Origin of the sequence: Helicobacter sp. MIT 11-5569, from assembly GCF_000765695.2 — a bacterium.
In the GTDB taxonomy this organism is placed as follows: Bacteria; Campylobacterota; Campylobacteria; order Campylobacterales; family Helicobacteraceae; genus Helicobacter_D.
Genome location: NZ_JRPB02000001.1, coordinates 387,800 through 407,326, shown reverse-complemented (window position 1 = coordinate 407,326; position 19,527 = coordinate 387,800). Strand labels below are relative to the sequence as shown.

The 19,527-nt window shown below is 34.1% G+C and carries 21 protein-coding genes; 13 read left to right on the top strand and 8 right to left on the bottom strand.

Annotated features, from left to right (window positions below):
• Window position 1: 1 nt before the first annotated feature.
• Both LS70_RS02010 and mnmE read left to right on the top strand, forming a co-directional pair.
• A complete protein-coding gene (locus LS70_RS02010) occupies window positions 2-772 on the top strand; it encodes a Jag N-terminal domain-containing protein (RefSeq protein WP_034288475.1) in 771 nt (256 codons plus the stop codon).
• Window positions 773-774: 2 nt separating this feature from the next.
• Window positions 775-2,163 carry a tRNA uridine-5-carboxymethylaminomethyl(34) synthesis GTPase MnmE gene (gene mnmE / locus LS70_RS02005; RefSeq protein ID WP_034289271.1) on the top strand — a complete coding sequence of 463 codons (1,389 nt, stop codon included), beginning with the start codon at window positions 775-777 and terminating at the stop codon, window positions 2,161-2,163.
• Window positions 2,164-2,181: 18 nt separating this feature from the next.
• Here mnmE and LS70_RS02000 read toward each other — a convergent pair whose 3' ends face one another.
• A complete protein-coding gene (locus tag LS70_RS02000) occupies window positions 2,182-2,493 on the bottom strand; it encodes a DMT family transporter (RefSeq protein WP_236096418.1) in 312 nt (103 codons plus the stop codon).
• A gap of 1 nt (window position 2,494) precedes the next feature.
• Entirely contained in the window at window positions 2,495-2,827 is a 333-nt protein-coding gene (locus LS70_RS01995; RefSeq protein WP_034288481.1) for a DMT family transporter, read from the bottom strand.
• Between the two features lie 132 nt (window positions 2,828-2,959).
• On the opposite strand from LS70_RS01995, the gene aroB reads away from it, so the two are divergent.
• Genes aroB through LS70_RS01970 form a run of 5 tightly spaced genes read left to right on the top strand, consistent with a single transcriptional unit; the run spans window position 2,960 to window position 8,945 of the window.
• Window positions 2,960-3,994 carry a 3-dehydroquinate synthase gene (gene aroB, locus LS70_RS01990; protein ID WP_052083368.1) on the top strand — a complete coding sequence of 345 codons (1,035 nt, stop codon included), beginning with the start codon at window positions 2,960-2,962 and terminating at the stop codon, window positions 3,992-3,994.
• The gene (locus tag LS70_RS01985; protein ID WP_034288484.1) at window positions 3,994-5,667 is read left to right on the top strand and encodes a mechanosensitive ion channel domain-containing protein; all 1,674 of its coding nucleotides are present in this window, start codon (window positions 3,994-3,996) and stop codon (window positions 5,665-5,667) included. Before aroB ends, LS70_RS01985 begins: the two co-directional genes overlap by 1 nt.
• A gap of 8 nt (window positions 5,668-5,675) precedes the next feature.
• Window positions 5,676-6,947, top strand: coding sequence for a tRNA (N(6)-L-threonylcarbamoyladenosine(37)-C(2))-methylthiotransferase MtaB (mtaB, locus tag LS70_RS01980; RefSeq protein WP_034288487.1), 1,272 nt, complete (start codon window positions 5,676-5,678; stop codon window positions 6,945-6,947).
• On the top strand, window positions 6,934-8,625 hold the full coding sequence (locus tag LS70_RS01975; RefSeq protein WP_034288490.1) for an AAA family ATPase: 1,692 nt from the start codon (window positions 6,934-6,936) through the stop codon (window positions 8,623-8,625). The genes mtaB and LS70_RS01975 overlap by 14 nt, the downstream gene beginning before the upstream one ends.
• On the top strand, window positions 8,619-8,945 hold the full coding sequence (locus LS70_RS01970; RefSeq protein ID WP_034288492.1) for a hypothetical protein: 327 nt from the start codon (window positions 8,619-8,621) through the stop codon (window positions 8,943-8,945). The genes LS70_RS01975 and LS70_RS01970 overlap by 7 nt, the downstream gene beginning before the upstream one ends.
• On the opposite strand, the gene LS70_RS01965 is transcribed toward LS70_RS01970, so the two are convergent.
• From LS70_RS01965 to LS70_RS01955, 3 genes are all read right to left on the bottom strand, one after another.
• Window positions 8,942-9,286, bottom strand: coding sequence for a hypothetical protein (locus LS70_RS01965; RefSeq protein ID WP_034288494.1), 345 nt, complete (start codon window positions 9,284-9,286; stop codon window positions 8,942-8,944). The genes LS70_RS01970 and LS70_RS01965 overlap by 4 nt on opposite strands.
• A gap of 37 nt (window positions 9,287-9,323) precedes the next feature.
• Entirely contained in the window at window positions 9,324-9,605 is a 282-nt protein-coding gene (locus tag LS70_RS01960) for a hypothetical protein (RefSeq protein ID WP_034288496.1), read from the bottom strand.
• 119 nt (window positions 9,606-9,724) lie between these two features.
• Window positions 9,725-10,060 carry a hypothetical protein gene (locus tag LS70_RS01955; RefSeq protein WP_034288499.1) on the bottom strand — a complete coding sequence of 112 codons (336 nt, stop codon included), beginning with the start codon at window positions 10,058-10,060 and terminating at the stop codon, window positions 9,725-9,727.
• Between the two features lie 121 nt (window positions 10,061-10,181).
• On the opposite strand from LS70_RS01955, the gene LS70_RS01950 reads away from it, so the two are divergent.
• Window positions 10,182-11,105, top strand: coding sequence for a tRNA dihydrouridine synthase (locus LS70_RS01950; protein WP_081949753.1), 924 nt, complete (start codon window positions 10,182-10,184; stop codon window positions 11,103-11,105).
• Here the strand turns inward: LS70_RS01950 and murJ are convergent.
• Window positions 11,102-12,541 (bottom strand): murein biosynthesis integral membrane protein MurJ, encoded by a 1,440-nt coding sequence (murJ, locus tag LS70_RS01945; RefSeq protein WP_034288505.1) that lies wholly within the window; start codon window positions 12,539-12,541, stop codon window positions 11,102-11,104. The genes LS70_RS01950 and murJ overlap by 4 nt on opposite strands.
• A 100-nt stretch (window positions 12,542-12,641) precedes the next feature.
• Between murJ and LS70_RS01940 the strand changes: the two genes are divergently transcribed.
• Genes LS70_RS01940 through yedF form a run of 5 tightly spaced genes read left to right on the top strand, consistent with a single transcriptional unit; the run spans window position 12,642 to window position 17,726 of the window.
• A complete protein-coding gene (locus tag LS70_RS01940) occupies window positions 12,642-14,429 on the top strand; it encodes a FapA family protein (protein ID WP_034288508.1) in 1,788 nt (595 codons plus the stop codon).
• Window positions 14,430-14,438: 9 nt separating this feature from the next.
• Window positions 14,439-15,020 (top strand): Holliday junction branch migration protein RuvA, encoded by a 582-nt coding sequence (gene ruvA / locus LS70_RS01935; protein ID WP_034288511.1) that lies wholly within the window; start codon window positions 14,439-14,441, stop codon window positions 15,018-15,020.
• A gap of 11 nt (window positions 15,021-15,031) precedes the next feature.
• Window positions 15,032-16,363 (top strand): 30S ribosomal protein S12 methylthiotransferase RimO, encoded by a 1,332-nt coding sequence (gene rimO, locus LS70_RS01930; RefSeq protein WP_034288514.1) that lies wholly within the window; start codon window positions 15,032-15,034, stop codon window positions 16,361-16,363.
• The gene (gene tilS, locus LS70_RS01925; protein ID WP_034288517.1) at window positions 16,363-17,394 is read left to right on the top strand and encodes a tRNA lysidine(34) synthetase TilS; all 1,032 of its coding nucleotides are present in this window, start codon (window positions 16,363-16,365) and stop codon (window positions 17,392-17,394) included. Before rimO ends, tilS begins: the two co-directional genes overlap by 1 nt.
• On the top strand, window positions 17,394-17,726 hold the full coding sequence (gene yedF / locus LS70_RS01920) for a sulfurtransferase-like selenium metabolism protein YedF (RefSeq protein WP_034288523.1): 333 nt from the start codon (window positions 17,394-17,396) through the stop codon (window positions 17,724-17,726). Before tilS ends, yedF begins: the two co-directional genes overlap by 1 nt.
• On the opposite strand, the gene LS70_RS01915 is transcribed toward yedF, so the two are convergent.
• Complete coding sequence (locus LS70_RS01915; protein ID WP_236096407.1) at window positions 17,716-18,786, bottom strand: glycosyltransferase family 9 protein; 1,071 nt, start codon at window positions 18,784-18,786, stop codon at window positions 17,716-17,718. The genes yedF and LS70_RS01915 overlap by 11 nt on opposite strands.
• Entirely contained in the window at window positions 18,758-19,519 is a 762-nt protein-coding gene (locus tag LS70_RS01910; RefSeq protein WP_034288526.1) for a glycosyltransferase family 2 protein, read from the bottom strand. The genes LS70_RS01915 and LS70_RS01910 overlap by 29 nt, the downstream gene beginning before the upstream one ends.
• Window positions 19,520-19,527: the final 8 nt, after the last annotated feature.

Genomic DNA, 19,527 nt, shown 5'->3' with positions numbered 1-19,527 from the left:
CATGAAAAAAATAGAAGCTCAAACCTTAGAAGAAGCACTAATTATCGCTGCAAAAACATTTGATTGCTCTGTGGTGGATTTAGAATACGAGATTATTCAAAACCCTTCCAAAGGGCTTTTAGGATTTGGTAAAAAGCAAGCAATAATTTGTGCTCAGCCTAAAAATGTTAATAAGAATGTTAATGTGGAATCTCAAAGTGTTTTGAAAGATTTTACTAAAGAATCTAGTAAAAATCCTTTTAGTGATTTTGAAGATACAAAAGAATCATATGATAAAAAATGCAAGAAGCCCACTTTTTCTAATGAAGAGCTTCAAGAGATTGCAAAAGTCGTGCAAAAAGAGCTTAATGAGCTATTAAAAATGCTTCCTTATAAGCTTGATGATGTGATTGTTGAGCCTTATGATGAAAATACGCTTTTTGTAAAAATTGATGGTGAAGATTCTGCATTATTGATTGGTAAAGAAGGGTATCGCTATAAGGCAATTTCTTATTTAATCTTTAACTGGGTTAATCATGTTTATGGTTTGATGATTCGCCTTGAAATTGCAGAGTTTTTGCGTAATCAAGAAGAAATGATTGCAAATTACTTATTGCCAACTATTGAGAGTGTTAAAGCCACAGGAAGGGCGCAGACAAAGCCATTAGATGGCGTATTGGCACACATTGCTTTAAAGCAACTGCGTGAGCAATTTCCTGATAAATATGTTTCTTTTCGTCTAAATAGCGAAGGGGAACGTTATATTGTGATTAATGCTTTTTATCATTCTTGATAATGTTAGATAACGATACAATTATAGCTCCAGCGACAACTTATGGTCGCTCCTCTTTAAATGTGCTGCGTTTAAGTGGTAAAAACTCCCTTTTTATTGCTTCAAAACTTGCCAAACTTGATTTTAATTATATTGAAAACTCTATTAAACCGCGTTTTGCAAGACTTACTAAAATTTATTTTGAAAATGGTGCGCTTTTAGACGAATGTATTGTGCTGTATTTTAAAGCTCCCAATAGTTATACTACTGAAGATGTGGTGGAATTTCAATGCCATGGTGGAAATTTCATAGCGCAAAATATTTTACAAGAATGTTTAAAGTTTGGGGCACGTTTAGCAAATCCCGGAGAATTTACAAAGCGCGCATTTTTAGGCGGTCGTATTGATTTATCACAAGCGCAAGCCATAGCAAAACTGATAGAATCTCAAAATGCAAATGCGCATCAAATGTTAATGCGCCATTTAAAAGGAGAAATGCACGATTTTTGCGAAGATTTGCGCTCTACCATCATTGGTTTATTGGCGCATAGTGAGGTGTTTATTGATTATGCTGATGAGGAGTTGCCTGAAAGCTTATTAGGGGATTTAGAGCAAAAGTTACAAGCCATTTTAAAGAATCTCAATGCGCTTTTAGAGTATTCTAAAAACAAAAGAATGGTATTTGAGGGCTATAAACTTTGTATTGTGGGAAAACCAAATGTCGGCAAAAGTTCTTTGCTAAATGCCCTTTTGCGTAATAATCGCGCTATTGTGAGTGATGTTGCAGGGACGACACGTGATAGTATTGAAGAAAATTTTATGCTAGGTGGGCATTTGTTGCGCTTAATTGATACCGCTGGGATTAGAGAAAGTGCAGATGTCATAGAAAATGAAGGCATTAAACGCAGTTTAGAAAGTGCAAAAGAGAGTGATTTGCTTCTTGCACTTTTTGATGGTTCTCGTCCTTTAGATGATGAAGATTTACAGATTATTACTTTGTTAAAAACATATAAATTGCAAAAGAAAATTCTTGTGCTTATTAATAAAGTGGATTTGGAAATGCGACTTGATACTGCAATGCTAGAAGAGTTTGAGCCTTTATTGTTGAGCTTAAAAGGGGATTTATATCATGAAGATTCTTTGCTTGAGCAGTTCAAAGCTAAACTTGAAACGCTTTTAAATGCAAATGAAAAACTAGAATCTCTTTTGTTGGTTTCAGAATATCAGTTTCAAGCGGTGCAAGCATGTATTAACGCGCTAAAAAGCTCTCTTGAGCCACTAGAAAATGGTGAGCTAGAACTTTTTAGTTTTCATCTAAACGATGCATTAAGTGCGATTGCTTCTATTACAAAGCCTTATGAGTATTCGCAAATGTTAGATGTGATGTTTAGTGATTTTTGTTTGGGAAAATAAATCAAATTAAGTTTGTGATTACGCTGTTTTTAGGGTAATCACTGCAAGAATAATAATAAAGATTCCAATCCAACCAATAGGTTTTAGTTTTTGCTTGAAAAAAACCCAGCCTCCTATTGTTGTGCCTAAGATTCCAATACTTCCCCAAAGTGTATAAGCTACTGCTAGTTTCATTCCTTCTAGGCTTAAAGCAAGTAAATAAAAAGCAAGCCAAACAAGCAAAACTGATAAAATTCCCCATTTTAAGTTTCTAAAACCATCAGATTTATTCAGTGTTAGATTTGCGATAATATCTAAAATGGCAGCCAAAATGACATAGAGAAGATAAATGTTAAACATTATGGTCTTCTCCTAAATTTACAAGTGTGATTCCAATAACAGCAAGGGCTAATCCAATATATTCTTGTGTTTTTAAGGAAGTATCAAAAATAAATAATGCAATTAGAGTGATTAAGCTTAAACCTACAATCTCCCAAATTGCATAAGCGATTCCTACGCTAATCTTGCGGATAGATAGGGACATAAAATAATACGCGATTCCTATCATTAGGAACATAAATCCATAGACAAAAATTTCATTTCCTTCTTTGGAGTAATTCATAATAGAAACACCAAAAACTTCACTCACAATCGCAAGAATGAGAAAAAACCACGCTTTTAGCAAACTTTCTCCTAAGGCTCAAATCTTTGCCACAAAAAGAGAAAATTATAACACAAAAGGATATATAAAACAAAAAATTGCTAAAATGAAAAAAACAAACAAAAGGCAAAACGCGTGGAATCTTGCATAAATCCTTTGCGGATTACTTTAAAAAGCCAAGACATTGGTTACAAAATTCATTTTGGAGATTTACCTAAATTGACATTGGATAAAAAAGTTTTAATTGTTACAAATCCAAAAATTGCAGGATTGCATTTACAAACCCTTTTAGGACAAATTCAAGCAAAAGAAGTGTATTGTTGCACGATTCCTGATGGCGAAGTTTATAAAGATTTTAAGAGTGTTGAAGCGATTTTAGAAGCGGCATTTATTCATCGTTTAGACAGAAAATCTTTAATGATTGCTTTTGGTGGTGGTGTTATTGGGGATATGGTAGGGTTTGCTTCTGGAATCTTTATGCGTGGGATTGATTTTATTCAGATTCCAACTACACTTTTAGCGCAAGTGGATTCTAGTGTTGGTGGGAAAACAGGAATCAACAATTCTTTTGGTAAAAACCTTGTTGGGCTTTTTCATCAACCACAAGTTGTGTATATTGACCCTAAGTTTCTAAACACATTGCCAAAACGTGAAATGAGCGCAGGGCTTGCAGAAGTCGTGAAAATGGCAGTGTGTTTTGATAAGGAATTTTTTAGATTTTTAGAAAATCTTGATATTAGCAATGAAAATAATCTTTTAACAATGATTCATAAGGCAGTTAGCATTAAAGCGCAAGTTGTGAAAGAAGATGAAAAAGAGCAGGGGATTAGAGCAGCACTAAATTATGGGCATACTTTTGGTCATATTATAGAGCTACAAAGTGGATATGGAAAATATCTGCATGGAGAAGCAGTTGGGATTGGAATGATGATGGCAAACACTCTTGCGCTTGCTCTTGATTTAATCAAGCAAGAAGAGTTTGATGCAATTAAGGCTTTATTGGAGAAATTTGGGATTCCAACAACTTATGCAATTAAAAATGTGGAATCCTTTTACGAAAGCTTCTTTTTGGATAAAAAAACCCTTGATGCGCGTATTAAATTTATCTTACCGCAAGGAATCGGAAATGTATGTTTTAGGGAAAATATTCCAAAAGCTTTAGTGCTGGATATTTTAAGAGAGTTTATGTAATGCGTTTTGTAGTTTTTATTTGTCTTTTTGTATGCATCGCATTTGGAGAAATTGTTGATGAGATTAAGATGATTAAATCTTTGGAATTAGAAGTTACGCAAGCAAATCGTTTGTTAGAAGATTCAGACAATGTATGGATGAAACGTTATTCTAATTATCAATCCTATCAACAAATTTTAGAAAGCCTTAAAAATACTCAAGAAGCAATTGCACATTTAGAGAGTAAGCCAAAAACTCTTGAAACCCAAAATCAATTAAGTATTTTAAATCGGAATCTTATAGCGCTAGAACAGCAAAAAAAAGTGTTAGATATTTATAAAGATTTACCCTTTAGAGAACTTACAGAAGCAAAAGAGTTAGAGGAAATGCCAAATGTAACAAATCCTCTTTTAATTGTGCGTGCCTATTCTTATATTAAAAAAGCTGATGAAGAATTAAAAATTTTAAATGCAAATTACAAGAGCTTGCTTAATAATTTAAAATGGCTAAATGATAAGGATATTGCATTAAAAGGTTTGCTTAAAATTTATCAAACTACTCCAAATCAAGCAGAATTATATAATGTTTGTCGTTCAAATTATTGTTTGTTTTCAAATCAAAAAGAGATTGAAAAAGCATATAGCAATAATATTAATGCGCTTACTGTGCTAGAGACTACCAAAGAGGTTTTTAATACAACTTTAGAGATTTTCACAAAAGAAACACAAGAAAACAGAGCGCGACTTACGGTGCAAATTAAAGCGCAGTTTGTAAAAGGTATTTATATAGGAATTAGCATTCTTGTATTAATTGGAATTGCATTTGCATTAAAGCTTGGAGTGCGCAAGTATATTCATGATAATGAGCGTATTTACACGACAAATAAGATTATTAACTTCTTAAATATTACGCTTATTGTAATCATTTTGCTTTTTTCTTATCTTGATAATGTGGGTTATCTTGTTACTGTGCTTGGTTTTGCGTCTGCTGGTTTAGCAATTGCTATGAAAGATTTATTTATGTCTGTTCTTGGTTGGATTGTGATTGTTGTTGGTGGAGCTGTGCATGCAGGAGATAGAATCAAGGTGATTAAAGATGGTGCAGTGTATGTGGGAGATGTATTAGATATTTCTGTGCTTAGAATCACGCTTTATGAAGATATTACATTAACAACTTATACGGAAAATCGCCGCGCTGGAAGAATTATTTTTGTTCCCAATAACTTTGTTTTTACGACAATGTTTTCTAATTATACGCATGGAGGAATGAAAACAGTTTGGGACGGGATTGATTTTACGATTACTTTTGATTCAGACCATGCAAGAGCTTGCCATATTGCAAGAGAATGTGCGAAAAAATATGCAAAAGGTTACACAGAAAGCACGCGCAAGCAATTTATAAAATTGCGTGATAGGTTTTCTTTGCGTAATACAAATGTAGAGCCACGCGTTTTTAGTCTTTTAGAACAAAATGGGATTAGAATCTCTGTGTGGTATTTGACAAACGCCTATGCGACTTTGGCTTTGCGTAGTAGTATAAGTGCAGAAATTATTAATGCGATTTTGCAAGAACCAAGCATTCAAATTGCATATCCTAGCACAACAGTGTATGAAGGAAAGCGCAAAAGCGAACAAGAGGCATTTAAAGCTACGCGTGTCGGCGATGGCGTTGTTCCACCTACAAATTTTAGCTAGAGATTTTAATGTCTAAACAAAAAGTCTATTTTAAAACGTTTGGTTGCCGAACAAATGTCTTTGATACGCAAGTAATGATTAATGCTTTAAGGGATTTTATACAAACTCCCTATGAAGAAGATAGTGATATTGTAGTGGTTAATTCCTGCACAGTTACAAATAGTGCAGATAGTGGTGTGAGAAACTATATTAATCGTTTGCAAAATGAAGGGAAGAGAATCTATTTTACAGGTTGTGGTGTGCAAACACAAGGGCAAGCACTCTTAGATAAAGGGCTGGTAAATGGGGTGTTTGGACATTCTCATAAAGAAAATATTAATACTCTTTTAAAGCAGGATTCTAAATTTTATTTACACGATGATTTAGAATCTTTGGAGAATGAAATTTTAAGTGATTTTGTGGGGAAAAGTCGCGCTTTTATTAAGATTCAAGAAGGTTGTGATTTTGCGTGTTCGTATTGCATAATTCCTAGTGTGCGTGGAAAAGCTAGGAGTTTTTCAAAAGAAAAGATTTTAGAACAAGTGGAGAGTTTAACGCAAAAAGGGTTTAGTGAGTTTATTATTACAGGGACAAATATGGGCAGCTGGGGTAAGGATTTTGGCTCAAATATTACCGCACTTGTGGAATCTCTATGCGCAATCCCAGCTTTAAAACGTCTTAGAATTGGAAGTTTAGAACCTTCACAAATTGATGAAAAGTTTTTAGAAATACTAGATAATCCAAAGATTGAACGGCACTTGCATATTGCATTACAGCACACTTCGCCAAAAATGCTAAAGATTATGAATCGCTTAAACACTTTTGAAAAAGATTTGGAATTATTTTGTATTTTGCATGATAAAGGATTTGCGCTAGGGAGTGATTTTATTGTTGGACATCCCGGAGAGAGTGAAAAAATTTGGCAAGAAGCATTTGAGAATTTTTCACAACTTCCTTTGACGCATTTGCATAGTTTTATCTATTCTCCGCGTGATAATACACCATCAGCTTTGCTAAAAGATAGAATTAATGGAAATGTCGCAAAAGAGAGAAAAAAACAGATTGAAACAAGTGTGCAAGAAAATAATCTAGCATTTAGAGAGGCGTTGTGTAGCAAAAAGATTCCTTTAAATGTGTTGGTTGAAAATGTAATATCACAAGATTCTATGTCTATTGCACAAGGTTTTGATGAATATTATAATAAAGTGCAAATGATTTCTAAAAAATTGATTTTAAAAGATAGCTGGATAAAGCTAGAAAAATTTAACCCAAAAATGGATAAGAATTATGCAGAAATTTAAAGCTTTTTATGTTGGCATTTTAGCGATTTTAGTTGCTGGAATCCTACTTGGCGTGTTATTTTTAAAACAAGAAGTGCAGTTAATTAGCGCAACAAAGCTACAAAGTTTAATGCAAAATGATATGCCAAAAATTGCAACAATTAAGGGAGAATATTTATATTTCACATTGGATAAAAAGCATTATAAAGTTGCAAAGGATAGCGTGGATTTGCAGGCTTTTGGGCAACAAGTGCCTTTGGAAATCAAAGAAGATTGGAGTTTATGGCGTAATGCAGTAGAAATTATTGTAATTTTTGGAGCAGTTTTTATTGTTTTGTTATTTTTCTTTGCTTTTAAACAAAGTAAAACTATTCAAAGTCCGCAAAAACAAGTTAAACCAAAAGAGGAATCAACATATTCTAATGTCGCAAAATCTTTAGCAAATGAAGCATTTATGCTCCAACACATTAAGCCTATAAGCTCAAATGTTACTTTTGCAGATGTTGCTGGGATTAGTGAAGCAAAAAATGAATTAGAAGAAATTATTGATTATCTAAAATCTCCTAAGAAATATCAGGATTTTGGCGTAAAATTGCCAAAAGGGGTATTGCTAGTTGGTGTGCCGGGTGTTGGGAAAACACTCATTGCAAAAGCACTTGCAGGGGAAGCAAAAGTGCCATTTTTTTATCAAAGCGGGGCAAGTTTTGTGCAAATTTATGTCGGAATGGGTGCAAAACGTGTGCATGATTTATTTACAAAAGCAAAATTAAGTGCACCTTCTATTATTTTTATTGATGAAATTGATGCGGTGGGCAAAGCGCGTGGTGGAATGCGCAATGATGAGCGAGAAGCAACGCTCAATCAGCTTTTAACAGAAATGGACGGCTTTGAGGATAGTTCTGGAGTAATTGTAATTGGAGCGACAAATAATGTAGAATCCCTTGATGAAGCATTATTGCGTAGCGGAAGGTTTGATAGAAGAATTTTTGTAGAATTACCAAATTTACAGGAACGTGTTAAGATTTTGCAAGTGCATACAAGGGGCAAGAATTGTGATTTTGATTTTGAAGAAGTCTCAAAACTATGTGTAGGATTTAGCGGTGCTGCGCTTGCTTCTTTGGTGAATGAAGCTGCATTAAATGCGATTAAAAGAGGTTCAGAGGTTATTACCAAAGAAGATATTTTGAGTGTGCGCGATAAAGTCATGCTTGGGGTGCGCAAAAAGCTAAGTTTTAGTGTCAAAGAACGCGAGATTCTAGCATATTATCAAGCAGCTAAAGCTTTTAGTGCATACACTTTAGAAGTTCCTTTTGAAAAAATCACTTTAATGAGCGATGGATTTAAATATGCAGATAAAGAGTTTTTAAGTCAAAATGAAATGGAAAGTCAAATTAAAATTCATTTATCTGGAATTGCAGCTTTGGAATTACTCTTTGAAGAACGCTATTCGCATGCAAAAGATGATTTAAGCATTGCAAAAGGCATTGCGCATAAAATGGTAGAATCTTATGGAATGGGGCAATATCTTGTAGGTAGGGAAGAAGATGTTTTAAAGATTTTAGAAAATTGCAAAAACGAGCGTTTAGCATTTTTTAAAAATTATCGCAACATTTTAGAGAATATCAAAGTCTCTTTACTTGCTAATGAAAAGCTAGAATATAATGCCGTAGGAGAAATTATTGCGGAGGTGCAATGTTAGTTTTTGGCGATACATTTGTGCTAGAATCTTTTAAGATTCCGCCGATTTTATATGGCACATTTAGTGTATTTGGTGTAAATGTATGTTGCAACAAAGCCATAGAATATGCTTATAAACAGCTTTGCCAAAAAAAGCGTGTAGAAAATTTAGTTTTGATAAATCCAAGCAGAACCTTACAAAGTAACTCTTTAGAGCAAATTCAAAATTTTGGAAGCAAGATTTATTGCTTTGTAGCAGTAGAAGATTTTAAGGGCTTACAAGAGTTTGCACATTTAAGAAAAGTCGGGCTTGTTTTTTGTTATAAGTCGCAACAATCTTAATATGCTTTGTTTCTATAACATTCTATTTCAATTTCTCTTGCAATTGGATTTGTTTGTCCATTATTTAGGTTTTGGAAATACAATTTAATCTCTACGAAAGTTCCCGGGGTTAAATCCTTAAAAGTTCCATATTTATTGATTCCAAAAGCACCACAATTATCCATTTCGATTTCAGTATTTGGTAAAATCTTTACAACAACACTATCTCCATAAATGGAATCCACAGTAATTGTTTTATCCGCATTATTTGTCTTTGCAATAGTTCCTTGAAGCTTGAAGCTGCTTGCTAAACTTGTCGCAACCAGCAAAGACATAATTAAAATTGCTCTAAAGAAAATCATAGAAGCTCCTTAATACGCTTTTTCTCCGCATTGCCACTTATAATGTAAGCATTAAAATTTCTTCTTTTAAGTAACCTTTTGCCTCTACAAACATTCCTGATTGCAGAGCAGAGAAACGCTCATTGTCTGAATATGTGCCAAATAAACCACAATTTTTTCCATGTAGCTTTGTATTTGGAAATACTTGCACAGTAGTAACATTATTGTTTTGTGCATTTTGAATAGTGATTGTTTTATTTGCGTCATCTACATTGATAATTTGTCCATATAAAATTGCATTATCTGATGCAAATGTATTTAAACCAACAAATACTACCAAGATTGTGAATATTTTTTTAAAATACGTTTTTTATCTTTATCCTTTCATAAACTAAACAAAAGAATTCTAACGCATTTATTGTTAGTTTTTGTTAAGATATAGATTTAATGATTATAAAATTAATATGCTCTTCGCCCGCATTTCCATTCTATTTCTTTTGCTCCAAAAACTTGCCCTTGTGGATAACCATCAATCTCAACAAACATTCCGGGCTTAAGAGCGGTAAAATTATGATAAGTATCGTAAGCTCCAAAGATTCCGCAATCATCTCCTTTAAGTTCAGTATAAGGAAAAACTTGAACAACCATATTATTACCATGCATTCCTGAAATTGTGATGGTTTTGTTAGTATGATTGACATCAATAATTTGTCCTTGTATATCCATATCTGCAAAAGCAGGCAAACTTAAAACGCTAGCTAATAGCATTGCGCTTACAAATTTTTTAGTTTTCATTACTAACTCCTATTTAAAATTGATTTGGTGAAATTTTAGTTGGTTATTGTTAGTTTTTTGTTAAGATTCCATAAAATTTTAAAGGTAGATTTTGGAATCTCTTATTAAGAAAAATACATTAATGTTAGCTCCTTTGGCGGGTTATAGTGATTTGCCTTTGCGTGAAGTGGCAAAAAAGTTTGGAGCAGATATTACTGTTAGTGAGATGATTAGCGTGCATGCTTTGGCATTTAAAAACAAAAAAACATTAAAAATGGTAGAAAAGTCTCCCCTTGAAACTCCTTTTGCTTTGCAAATTGCGGGTAATGATTTTGGAATTATTACGCGTGCAGTAGAATATTTAAATACACTAAAGAGTGAAATCCAGATTTTGGATTTAAATTGTGGTTGTCCAGCTCCAAAGGTTTCAAGTCATGGAAGCGGTAGCTCTTTGTTAAAAGATTTAAAAAAACTTGTAGAAATTTTAAAGCTCATTAGAGAAATTAGCGAGATTCCGTATTTAAGTGTAAAAGTGCGTTTGGGGTTTGATAAAAAAATTCCCTTAGAAATTGCACAAGCTTTAAAAGATGCGCCTATTGATTATGCCGTTGTGCATGGCAGAACAAAGACTGATGGATACAAAAAAGAAAAAATTGATTATCATGCTATTGCTCTTATGAAAAAAAATCTTTCCATACCACTGATTGCAAATGGAGAGATTACAAGTGCTAAAAAAACACAAGAAGTCATAGAATTTACAGGGGCTGATGGTGTAATGATAGGGAGAGCAGCGGTAGAGAAGCCGTGGATATTTGCACAGATTAAAGAAGGAAGCGTTGAAGAGAGTGTAGAGCTAAGAAAACGCGTTGTGCTAGAGCATTTTGACCGCACAATTTCTTTTAGAGGGGATTATGGGGCAACAATGTTTCGCAAAAATTTGCATGCTTATTCTAAAGGATTAAAAGGTGCAAGTGAATTTAGAAGTAGAGTTAATGCAATTGCAGAACCTTCTTTAATGCGCGAGGCAATTTTGGAGTTTTTTACCACAACAGCATTTGAGGATTAATTTAGGCTAAAAATATAGGCTTTGAATGCAAAAAGCACTAGCGATTCTACACAAAGTAAAAGACATGTTAAAAGAATAAATTTGGGATTCCATAAAATAGATAAAAAATATTTCCAACTAAAATAATGCAATGTTAAAAGAAAAACAAAAACTCCACTAATGCTTCCAGCAAGTGCTAGTCCAACTGCTCCAAAAAACTGCATAAGAATAAGTGAAAAAAATGTGCCAACAAGTAGAGAAAATGCAGAAATTTTTGCCGCTAAGACTTGCTGATTTTTAGAATAGAGCCAAAGAGAGAAAATTCTAGCAAGCCCAAAAGGAAGCAATCCAAGAAGATATGCTACAAAAACATTCGCACACATTAAAGTATCTTCGCGCACAAATTTACCTCTCTCAAAAAGCAACCAAATAATTTCATTTTTTAAAAACATTCCTCCAACTGTGCAAATGCTAAGCAAAATTGCAAGAAACCAAAAAGATTTTGAGAGAGCTTTTAAGGCTTCCTCTTCTTTTGATTCTTTAAGGAATTTTGCAACAAGAGGGAAAAGTGCCGTAGAAGTGGCAATGGCAAAAACTGCTAAAGGAAGCTGAAAAATACGATTTGCATAATATAAATAAGAGATTGTCCCGCTTGCTAAAAAGGAAGCTAAAAGCGTATCAATAAAAGATGCAAATTGCGCAGTAGAGCTACCAAGCATTGCAGGAAAAAATTGTTTAAAGAATCTCTTAACGCTTTGGTCGATAGATTTTCTTTTGTCGATATAATTTGTATTGTGTGGTTTGGTTTTGAGTTCTTTAAAGCCAGCAAATAAAAGCTTAAAGAATCCCAAACGATACATTGGAAAGCAATGTAATAGAATCTGCATGATTCCACCTGCTAATACGCCATAGCTAAGAATAATTACTGCTTCATAAGCTTCACTATTTCTTGCAAGCAAAAGTGCAACAATCATTGCAAGGTTTAAAAGTGCGGGAGAATAAGCCCACGCGGTGAAATTGCGTTTAAATTGCAACATTGCTCCAAAGAGAGTAACAATAAAGATTAAAAGCAAATACCAAAAGTTAATTGCTACTAAAGGCGCGGTGAGTTCTATCAAATCATCAGAGAATCCAAACGCCAAAAGTTTGGTAATACTCGCACTAAAAATCCCTGCAAAACAAGAAAGCACAATCAAAATCGTGCAAAAAATTAAACCGATTTTAAGAGCAAATCCCCCGCGTAATCGCGCATTGAATAATCCGGGCAAAAATGCTTGATTAAATGCGCCTTCTCCAAAGACACGGCGGAAAAGGTTTGGTAGTTTAAAGGCAACAAAAAATATATCACTATAAATGCCAGCACCTAATGTCGTAGCAGTGAGTAAGTCGCGGAAAAAACCTAGAATCCTTGAAGTTAGGATTCCGCTAGAATTTGTTAGAAAACCTTTTAAAAACATATTTTCTCTTTTTTTAGTATGAAAATCAAAAATTTCAATGAAACTTATAGCAAGATTGGCTAAAATTAATATTTATTTTTACATAAAAGGCTTTAGAAATATGTTAAAGAAGGGTTCGCATACATTTCGACCTTATTATATTAATGAATGCGAAGATATTAAATTTGCTATTAAGCACATTGCTTCACAATATAATCGTGATGCGGATTTATTTGATTTTGAGCTTCAAGCAGTAACGACTTATAAGAAAAATCTTTATGATTATGAATTAGAGCAAATTCATCAAGATGCTGTTGATGAATTTTTGACAAAGCGTGATAATATGCTAGAGCCAAACTTGGTTATCTCACAACGTTATTGTATTTTAATTAAAGAAAAAGAACGCAAAGAAACACGATTCCACATAAGTGCAGATAAGAGTTTTAGTGAAGCGTTTTTGTATTTTCATTCTGGTTTTGTATATAGGGAAGAAGATTTTGAAAATCTTTATGTGCAAATCAAAAAAGAAAAAGTGTGGAATAAAATTTTATGCTTTGATGAAGAAAACGAAAAAAAAGCATTAGAGGAATTTTTAAATACTCTGACATATCCTCTTGGGCAAGAAGTGCGGTATTTGTTAATACGCGGAGTTAATTTAGTTGTTAGCACAGAAGCAAAATTTGAATTTAAAAAAGATGTAATCGCACAATTTCAAACTGTTTTGCAAAATGAAGTTATTTGTGAATTTCAAAAACCTTTAGAAGGAAAGCCCGGTCGTAATATTAGAGGAGATTACATTGTTCCACAATCTCCAAAAAGTCTTGAACAGACTAGCCCTTTAAAGTATGATACAGCAAGCATTACACTTATAGATTATCCTAATAAAATAGAGTATAGAAGTGCTATTGGTGGAATCTTAAACTATGAAGAAGATATTTTAAGTATTGAAGATACTTTAGAAACACAAGAAGTTTCTTTTAAAACAACAGGTTCTTTGATTGGTTCTATTGATAGCCAAACAGTTGTTAATATTACAGAAGCAGATACGATGAAAGAAGCCTTAGGGCAGGGAATGAAAATCCAAGCTGGTGAGGTTAATATTGAAGGAAATGTTGGAACTGATGCGATTGTGCATTCTAAGAAAGTGCGTATTGGTGGGCTAACGCATCAAAACTCAAAAATTTATGCAGATGATGTAGAAGTGGCAACACATAAGGGCTATATTAAAGGAGAGAATATTCAAATTGATATGCTAGAGACAGGAATCGTTGAGGGCAAGCGTGTAGAAGTTAGCAAAATGTATGGAGGAAAAATTTATGCAGAAGAAATTATTATCCAAACTCTACATGCTAACGCGTTTTTGTATGCTACAAAAAGCATTCACGTTGTCCATATGAAAAAGGGGGAGAATAAATTTTTCTTAGCAGCAAATTATAGCCCTAGCAACAAAGAAAAGTATAATGCTTTACTGCATAAAAAAAATCATTCCATTAAAGAAGCGATTCGTATGACTAAGGAATTAAAAGTAGAGAGTTTAGAGGTAGCTAAGCTTAAGGAAACTGCTGATGAGGTGCGTAAAGTGTTGATGCAATATAAAAATACACAAACAAAACCACCAAGCTATTTGTTAGAAAAATTTGAAGCATATCGTGCGCGTGTTGTGGCTTTGCGTGAAAAAAGAGAAAAGATTAATCAACTAAGCGAAGCATTTAAAAATGCGCGTGATGATATTATAAAGCTGGATTCTCAAACAAAAAATGCAACAATTACCATAGAAAGTGGTTGGGTAGGACATAATGAAGTGCATTATACATTTTATGCGCCTAGCAAAGAATTGCTTTGTGTTCCAAAACCCGGAGAGCCAACGCGAGTGATTTATGAAAATGATAAGGTTGTATTGGCGTTATAAGGGAGAGAAATGATTATTGCAATAGAAGGAGAAATTTTTATTAAAGAACCTACACGCATTGGAGTTAAATGTGCAGGGTTAGTGTATGAAGTGTTTATATCATTACAAACATCACAACAGATTAAAGCAGGTGTAGGAGAGAAGCTTGCCTTGCATATTACACAAATTATCCGAGAAGATACACAAATGCTTTTTGGGTTTTTAGAATTATTAGAAAAGAATCTTTTTGAAAGATTAATTAAAATTAACGGCGTGGGTCCAAAGGTTGCTATTGCGATTCTATCGACTTATAATCCACAAACTTTTGTAAAAATCATAGAAAGCAATGATATTAAATCTATGCAAAGAGTTCCGGGGATTGGTCCAAAAAGTGCAGGGAGAATCTTAGTAGAATTATCAGGTTGGTCGCTAGATTTAGCACAAGAGCAAAGCATAAGCGTGCCTAAGGATTCTAATTTACACCAAGTTATCTTAGCCTTAGAATCTTTGGGATACAAAAATGATGTGATTGCAAAAGTAACAAAGGGCTTAGAAAATGATGAAGTGGGCGCAATGATAAAAGCTGCTCTGAAACGCCTACAAACTCTATAAAGTCGAAAATAATGCATAAAAAATTGTATTTAATTTCATTAGGTTGCACAAAGAATCTCGTAGATAGTGAAGTCATGCTTGGGGCTTTAAGTGAATATGAAAACACGCAAAATGTGAGTGAAGCTGATATTGTGATTGTTAATACTTGCGGATTTATTGAAGCAGCAAAGCAAGAAAGTATCCAAACGCTTTTAGGCGCATTGGAATCTAAGAAAAAAGATGCGATTTTGGTTGCAAGTGGTTGCTTGAGTGAGCGTTATGCAAAGGAGTTAAAAGCAGAGATTCCAGAGATTGATATTATCACAGGTGTTGGAGATTATGACAAAATTAGTGAAATGATTGATAGACGCAAGAAAGGGGAAAAGGTTTATCAAAGCCAAAATGGTGTGTTTCTAGCAGATGAGAATCATAAACGCATCATTAGTGGCTCAAAAATCCACGCTTATATCAAGCTTTCTGAGGGGTGCAATCAAAAATGTAGTTTTTGTGCGATTCCAAGTTTTAAGGGCAAATTGCACTCGCGCACATTAGAATCCACGCTTAAAGAAGTGCAAAATTTAGTTAAACAAGGCTTTAGAGATTTTAGCTTTATCTCTCAAGACTCTAGCTCGTATTTAAGAGATTTGGGCGTCAAAGATGGATTGGTGGAGTTGATTAAAGGCATTGATAAACTTGTTGAAAATGGGTTAGAGCTTAGAAGTGCTAGGATTTTATATCTTTATCCTTCCACGACTTCTAAACGATTAATTTCTGCGATTTGCGATTCTCCAGTTTTTCAAAATTATTTTGATATGCCTTTGCAGCATAGCAGTCAAAAAGTCTTAAAAACAATGGCGCGAAGTGGCGAGTTTTTGGAGTTGTTAAAAGCAATGCGTGCAGTGCCAAATAGCTTTGTGCGCACAAGTTTTATTATCGGACACCCCGGAGAAAGCGAAGAGGATTTTGCGCAATTGTGTGAGTTTATTCAAGAATTTTCTTTTGATAGAATGAATCTTTTTGGATTCTCTTGCGAAGAGGGGACAAAAAGCGCGAGTTTGGAGCAGATTCCACGAAAGATTATTAATGCGCGATTAAAGAAAATTGACAAAATTTTTACTAAACAATATCAAGCAGGTTTAAAGCAGCTAGTCGGTCAAGAGATTGTCGCTATTATTGAAGGAAAATCACAAGAATCCGAGTATTTTTATAGTGCGCGCGATTTACGCTTTGCTCCTAATATTGATGGGGAGATTCTTATTAATGATTCAGCATTTGAGGGAGAATTAAGCGTTGGATATTATCGCGTAAAAATCACAGAAATTGCAGGGGAAAATGTGCTTGGTTGTGTGCTTGGGCGCGCATAATGGATTATTTAGAGATTCAATTAGAGTTTTTAGACGCCCTTAGAGGCAGTCGGAATCTTTTGGCATTTTCTAGCGGGGTGGATTCCAGTGCTTTGTATTTTTTGCTTAAATTTTATGGAATCCCATTTGATGTGGCTATCGTAGATTATGGGGTGCGCAAGCAATCAAAGCTAGAAGTGGAGCGTGCAAAAACACTTTGCTTTTTGGATAAAAAGCAATGCTTCATTAAGCAAGCAGAGCCAATTTTTACGGATTTTGAACACACAGCACGTAAAATCCGCTATGAATTTTTTGAGCAAATTCTTCACACTTATCATTATCAAAACTTAATCTTAGCGCACCAGTTAAATGACGCGTTTGAGTGGTTTTTGATGCAATTTTGCAAAGGCACAAGTGGTGCGTTGTTGCAAATGCAGGGTTGTTATAAAAAGCAAAGCGCATTTGGGGATTACTTCATTGTTAGACCGCTTATTAAAACTTCAAGAAAAGAAATTTTAGAGTTTTTGCACAATTTTAAAATTTTTTATTTTGAGGATTTTAGTAACACAAACACAAATTTTCAGCGTAATGCTTTTAGGAAGCATTTTAGCAATCCTTTATTAGAGCGTTTTAGAAGTGGAATCGCTTTTAGTTTAGGGCATTTTAAAAGTGAAATTGCAGATGTGAAGTTATTTAGGATTCCACCTTTAGAGCCTTTTTGCGTTTTTAAAGAAGAATCGCATTTGCTAGAGAGGATTGATAGGGCTTGTAAAATGTGTGGAATCTTATTATCGCGCGGGCAAAAGCTAGAGCTTAAGGGTTATTTGGAGAGAGAAGAATTTTCTGTGGTGCTGCAGGGGAAAATTAATATAGAAAAGCTTGATTGCAAGATTTTTATTTCGCGTTTTTGTGCGTATCAAGCTACAATTCCAAAGCAGTTTAAAGAAAAATATCGTAAGCTTAGGATTCCAAAAAAGTTTAGAATCTTTTTAGAAAATGCTAGAAAGTTAGGGAAGCTTGAGGCTGTTCTATCTGAAATTAAGGAGATATGATGGATAAAATTTTATTGCTAAAAGATGATGCGATTGGTGAAAATGGAGAGCTTGGGCATAAGCTGATGATGAGCTTTTTAAGCACATTGCTGACAATGGAGACATTACCAAAGGAAATGTATTTGCTAAATCGTGCAGTGCTATTGGCGACAAGTGATATTGAGGGCGTAGAAATTTTGAAACGTTTAGAAGCAAAAGGGGTAAAGATTTATGCTTGTCAAACTTGTTTAGGGTATTTTAATGTTTTAGACGCGCTTAAAGTTGGCAGTGTTGGCAATATGCAAGGCACAATAAATGCAATTTTGGAATCTAGTAGTGTAATTACTCTATAAGCAAAGGGTCTAAAAAATCTTGCAATGCTTTTAGCGCGGCTTGTTGGTTAAGTTTGCTTAAAAGGCAATCGCTTTTTTGGCTATCATTGCAACCTGCTTTACCACAAGGCACACAAGGCAAAGGTTCTTGATAAATGCAGTGTTTGCCCATTTTTTGGATTCCACCTTTTTGGTGTTTGTAGGTAGAATCGCTTAGGGCATTATCCCATGGTCCCCAAACATACGCTAAGCTTGGTCCAAAAAAAGCAAAAGTTGGAATCCCATTTGACGCGCTTAAGTGCATAATAGAAGTATCCACACCCACAAATGCCTTTGCTTTTGTGTTTAGCAATGCGACTTCTTCTAAGGATAAATTGCCGGCAAAACAAATAGGATTGCTTTGTGTTAGGGTTTGTATGGTTTTTAATTTTTGTCTTTCATTGGCATTTGGAGCAGTAGTTAAAACACATGGAATCTGATAAGTTTGCGTGATGAAATCCACAATTTGCGCGCAAAATGAATCTTCTAAACATTTAAAAAACCAATCACTAAAAAAATGGCAATGCACAAAGTTTTGTGGTAAATCTTGCAAAGCTTCAGATTCTTTTGCAACTTTAGCATGCACAGATTTATCTATGATTGGAATCTCAAGTAAGCGCAAAGCGTCAAGGTTGGATTCTATATTGTGTTGTGCTTTGTAGGGGATTTTGTGTGTGTAAATATGTTTTGCCCAAAAACTTCTTGGGGGGATTCCAACGCGCAAACTTGCTCCTGTGATAAATGCCACAAAGGCGGTGCGCTCACCACTTGCTAATCCAATAACAATATCGTATTTTTCCTTTCTTAGTGCCAAAATTAAGGATATTTCTGTTTTTATTTTAGTGAATATATTTTTTGGGCGGTGCAAAAGGTGGATTTTACGCAAATGTGTGGAATCTAATAGCCCTTCTGTTCCTGCATTAACTAGCATATCAATCGAGCAATCTTTAAAATGCGCTTTTAGATTTGCAAAAAGAGGGCTAGTTAATAGCACATCGCCGATTTTGTTAAGTTTAATGATGAGAATTTTCATTGTTTTCATAGAGTTTTAAATATTTCCAAAAAGCAGTTTGTGCATTATAACTTGCAATAACAAAGCCTTCATAACCTTGTAAGATTCCTTTTTGTAAAAAATAGTTTTTAAAAAAACACCAAATGCTATGCGAAAGTGCTTTAAGCGCGCTAGATTGTTTTTTGCCACATTTTTCTTTTGCAAAAAGAGTAGAATATTTTTGCATTTTATCCAAAAAACCTTCTAAATTTTTATAAGGATAGTGTGAAATATGTCCCTTTAAGTCGAGAGTTTGCATAGGATTATTATTAAGTGGAATGACGCTTTCATGCACAAGCTCTGCGTTGAAGTTAAAATATTGTTTATTGTATAAGCCAATGCAGCGGTCGTTTCCCCAACCGCAGCTATAAATATGCTTGCCATTAAAATAATTTTTCACATCATAAGTGTAGCAATATTTTGCATCAAGTTTTAAGCTTGCAATTTCTTCTATAAGCTCTTTAGAGGCAATCTCATCGCTATCAATGGTTAAAATCCAATCATTTTTAGCAAGATTTGCACCTAATTGTTTCATTGCTCCAAAACCTATAAAGTCGTGATAATGAATGCTTGTGTTTTTGAAGTTTTTGGCAATTTCTAGTGTGTTATCGCTTGAACCATTATCTAAAATTACTACTTCATCAAGGGTTTGCAATGCTTCTAAAACTTCTGATAAAAGTCGGCTTGAATTTTTTGTCAAAATCACAGCAGATATTTTTTCCATAAGTTTTC

Coding starts and splice junctions, on each gene's coding strand:
- mnmE (WP_034289271.1), top strand. CDS start 775: ATGTTAGATAACGATACAATTATAGCTCCAGCGACAACTTATGGTCGC.
- LS70_RS01975 (WP_034288490.1), top strand. CDS start 6,934: ATGCAGAAATTTAAAGCTTTTTATGTTGGCATTTTAGCGATTTTAGTT.
- LS70_RS01955 (WP_034288499.1), bottom strand. CDS start 10,060: ATGAAAACTAAAAAATTTGTAAGCGCAATGCTATTAGCTAGCGTTTTA.
- LS70_RS01950 (WP_081949753.1), top strand. CDS start 10,182: ATGTTAGCTCCTTTGGCGGGTTATAGTGATTTGCCTTTGCGTGAAGTG.
- LS70_RS01940 (WP_034288508.1), top strand. CDS start 12,642: ATGTTAAAGAAGGGTTCGCATACATTTCGACCTTATTATATTAATGAA.
- murJ (WP_034288505.1), bottom strand. CDS start 12,541: ATGTTTTTAAAAGGTTTTCTAACAAATTCTAGCGGAATCCTAACTTCA.
- rimO (WP_034288514.1), top strand. CDS start 15,032: ATGCATAAAAAATTGTATTTAATTTCATTAGGTTGCACAAAGAATCTC.
- LS70_RS02010 (WP_034288475.1), top strand. CDS start 2: ATGAAAAAAATAGAAGCTCAAACCTTAGAAGAAGCACTAATTATCGCT.
- yedF (WP_034288523.1), top strand. CDS start 17,394: ATGGATAAAATTTTATTGCTAAAAGATGATGCGATTGGTGAAAATGGA.
- LS70_RS01970 (WP_034288492.1), top strand. CDS start 8,619: ATGTTAGTTTTTGGCGATACATTTGTGCTAGAATCTTTTAAGATTCCG.
- ruvA (WP_034288511.1), top strand. CDS start 14,439: ATGATTATTGCAATAGAAGGAGAAATTTTTATTAAAGAACCTACACGC.
- LS70_RS01965 (WP_034288494.1), bottom strand. CDS start 9,286: ATGATTTTCTTTAGAGCAATTTTAATTATGTCTTTGCTGGTTGCGACA.
- LS70_RS01915 (WP_236096407.1), bottom strand. CDS start 18,786: ATGAAAACAATGAAAATTCTCATCATTAAACTTAACAAAATCGGCGAT.
- LS70_RS01985 (WP_034288484.1), top strand. CDS start 3,994: ATGCGTTTTGTAGTTTTTATTTGTCTTTTTGTATGCATCGCATTTGGA.
- LS70_RS01910 (WP_034288526.1), bottom strand. CDS start 19,519: ATGGAAAAAATATCTGCTGTGATTTTGACAAAAAATTCAAGCCGACTT.
- tilS (WP_034288517.1), top strand. CDS start 16,363: ATGGATTATTTAGAGATTCAATTAGAGTTTTTAGACGCCCTTAGAGGC.
- mtaB (WP_034288487.1), top strand. CDS start 5,676: ATGTCTAAACAAAAAGTCTATTTTAAAACGTTTGGTTGCCGAACAAAT.